The sequence below is a fragment of the Clostridium sp. genome, assembly GCF_032552055.1.
Taxonomy (GTDB): Bacteria; Bacillota; Clostridia; order Clostridiales; family Clostridiaceae; genus Clostridium.
Genome location: NZ_JAWGSV010000343.1, coordinates 1 through 2,649 on the forward strand (window position 1 = coordinate 1; position 2,649 = coordinate 2,649).

General features: G+C 29.4%; 2 protein-coding genes. Both read left to right on the forward strand.

Annotation, left to right across the window (positions count from 1 at the left end; translation table 11 throughout):
- Positions 1–373 precede the first annotated feature (373 nt).
- Positions 374–1,474 (forward strand): 6-phosphofructokinase, encoded by a 1,101-nt coding sequence (locus E6248_RS15230; RefSeq protein WP_316341619.1) that lies wholly within the window; start codon positions 374–376, stop codon positions 1,472–1,474.
- Between the two features lie 142 nt (positions 1,475–1,616).
- Positions 1,617–2,396, forward strand: coding sequence for a serine hydrolase (locus E6248_RS15235; protein WP_316341620.1), 780 nt, complete (start codon positions 1,617–1,619; stop codon positions 2,394–2,396).
- Positions 2,397–2,649: the final 253 nt, after the last annotated feature.

Genomic DNA, 2,649 nt, shown 5'->3' on the forward strand with positions numbered 1-2,649 from the left:
AGCTTAGACTGTAGTTTTCTTAAAGTATTTTTTTCTTCTTCTAGTCTCATAAATTCTTCATTATAATTGGTCAAGATATCTCCTCCTAAAATAATAGCGATAAATATATTATAAGGTATTAAATACTACATATCAAGAGCTTGTAGTAAATTATTTTAAAATATTATAAATAAGTAATAAAATGAAAATTTTCTTTAAAATATAAAATAATATACTTTCCAGTATAAAATCTTTATGATATCATTAAATAAGAAAAGTGAAATAACATTTTGAAAACAATTGCAAAATTAGATTTTTTTTACGAGCAATTGACAGAAAATTTCAAAAGTATAATCAATTCTAAAAACTAACGTAGTGGGTAGGGGGAATTTTTATGTCACAACAAATAAAAAAAATAGCATTACTGACAGGTGGTGGAGATTGTCCAGGATTAAATGCAGTTATTAGAGCCGTAACTAGAACAGCAATATTGAACTATGGAATGGAAGTAATAGGCTACAAATTTGGTTATAGAGGATTATATAATAATGATTTCGTACCTCTAACATTAGATAGCGTATCAGGAATCCTTCCTAGAGGAGGAACTATTTTATATAGTTCAAATAAGGACAACTTATTTGATTATTTAGTTGAAGAAGATGGCGTTATGGTAAAAAAAGACGTTTCAGATGTGGCAGTTGAGAATTTAAAGAAAGAAGGAGTAGATGTATTAGTTGTAATAGGAGGAGATGGTACTTTAACTTCTGCTAGAGATTTTGCAAGAAAAGGAGTTAAAGTGATAGGAGTTCCTAAGACTATAGATAATGACTTAGCATCTACAGACGTAACTTTTGGGTTTAATACAGCTATTGATGTAGCAACTGAAGCTTTAGATAGACTTCATACTACAGCTGAATCTCATCATAGGGTTATGCTATGCGAGGTTATGGGAAGAGGTGCTGGATGGATAGCATTAGAGTCAGGAATTGCTGGCTCAGCTGATGTTATTCTTTTACCAGAAGTTCCTTATGATATTAATAAAATCGTTGATAAGATTAAAGAAAGAGAAGAGGCAGGAAGAAGATTTAGTATAATAGTTGTAGCTGAAGGAGCTAAGCCGAAAGATGGTGAAGTAGTTATAGCTAAGATAGTTGCAGATAGTCCAGATCCGATAAGGCTTGGAGGTATTGGTAATAAATTAGCTGATGATTTAGAAAAACTGTTACCAGATAAAGAAGTTAGATGTACAGTTCTTGGACATATTCAAAGAGGGGGAATAACATCAACATATGATAGGATACTTTCTACCAGATATGGAGTTGGAGCTGTAGAGCTAATTAGAGAAGAAAAATTTGGACATATGGTCTGTTTAAAGGATAGTAAAATCTCAAGTGATAGCCTAGAAAATGTTATTGGTCAAAAATCAAAGCTAGTTGATCCTAATGGTGAATTAGTTAGAATGGCTAAGAAAATAGGAATTTCTTTTGCCGATTAAGGGAATTATAGGTGGTGGAGATATTTCTTCACCACTATTTTAATAAAATTATAAATTTTTTAATGGAGACTTCAAAATTTTCTGACAATATGATATAATTTTAGTAGGCATATAATTACAGTAAAGAAAGCTGGAGGGTATTATGAAGGAGATAAAGAAATATTTAGAATCAAGAATGGGAACATACGGATTTTTCTTTGAGGATTTAAAAAGCGGGTTTATTTATGGGTATAATGAAAACGTTCAGATTACAGCTGCAGGTTGTATGAAGTTGCCTATAGCAGTATCATTAATAAAAGCTGTAGAAGATAAGAAACATGATTTCTTAGATAAGATAAAGATAGAGAGTAAGGATAAGGTTTATGGTACGGGTATAATTCACGAGTTTAGTGAAAGAGAATACACTCTCTTTGAATTATTAGTTGCAATGTTAATCCAAAGTGACAATACTGCTGCTAATAAGATTATAGATATTCTGACTATGGATAAAATTAATGAAGATATTAAAGGAATGGGTCTTAGAAACACAGTTTTAAATAGAAAGACTACTGATGAAAGAAATGCAAAGGATGAAATAGAAAATATTACTTCAGCATTAGATTTATCTAAGATATGGAAGCATTTATATAATGGAACATATTTAAATAAAGAAAATAGTCAGATGCTTATTGATATATTAATGAGACAACAGATTAAGAATAAATTAGCACTATATATTTCTGATGATTTAAAATATGAAATTTCTAGTAAAACAGGTGATAAAGCTGGAGTTGAAAATGATACCCAACTTATTAGATTATCTAAAGGTAATTTTAGCTTCACAGTTTTATCTATGGGAATACCTAATAGCGTGTATGGAACAGTTACATTAGCAAAATGTGGGAAGATGATGTGGGACAATGTAATGAATAACTGGCATTAAAATTAAAAATGTGATAACTCCTAGGTTTCTAGGGGTTATTTTTTTACTAAATTTAATTAATATATTTAATGTAAATTAAAAAGCCTTACTAGAACTTTGATTCTAGTAAGACCAAAATATAATTAAATCTTAGATGAATAGGAACTAAGATGTTTATGAGAAAATATTTTTATAAAAAATTATATTACAGGAAAGTTAATGATTAACTATATAGTTATATCATCAACATTTACTGGAACAGTAACATTATCAT

Excerpts from the sequence above, each read along its gene's own strand:
- E6248_RS15230 (WP_316341619.1), top strand. The coding sequence starts at position 374 with ATGTCACAACAAATAAAAAAAATAGCATTACTGACAGGTGGTGGAGAT.
- E6248_RS15235 (WP_316341620.1), top strand. The coding sequence starts at position 1,617 with ATGAAGGAGATAAAGAAATATTTAGAATCAAGAATGGGAACATACGGA.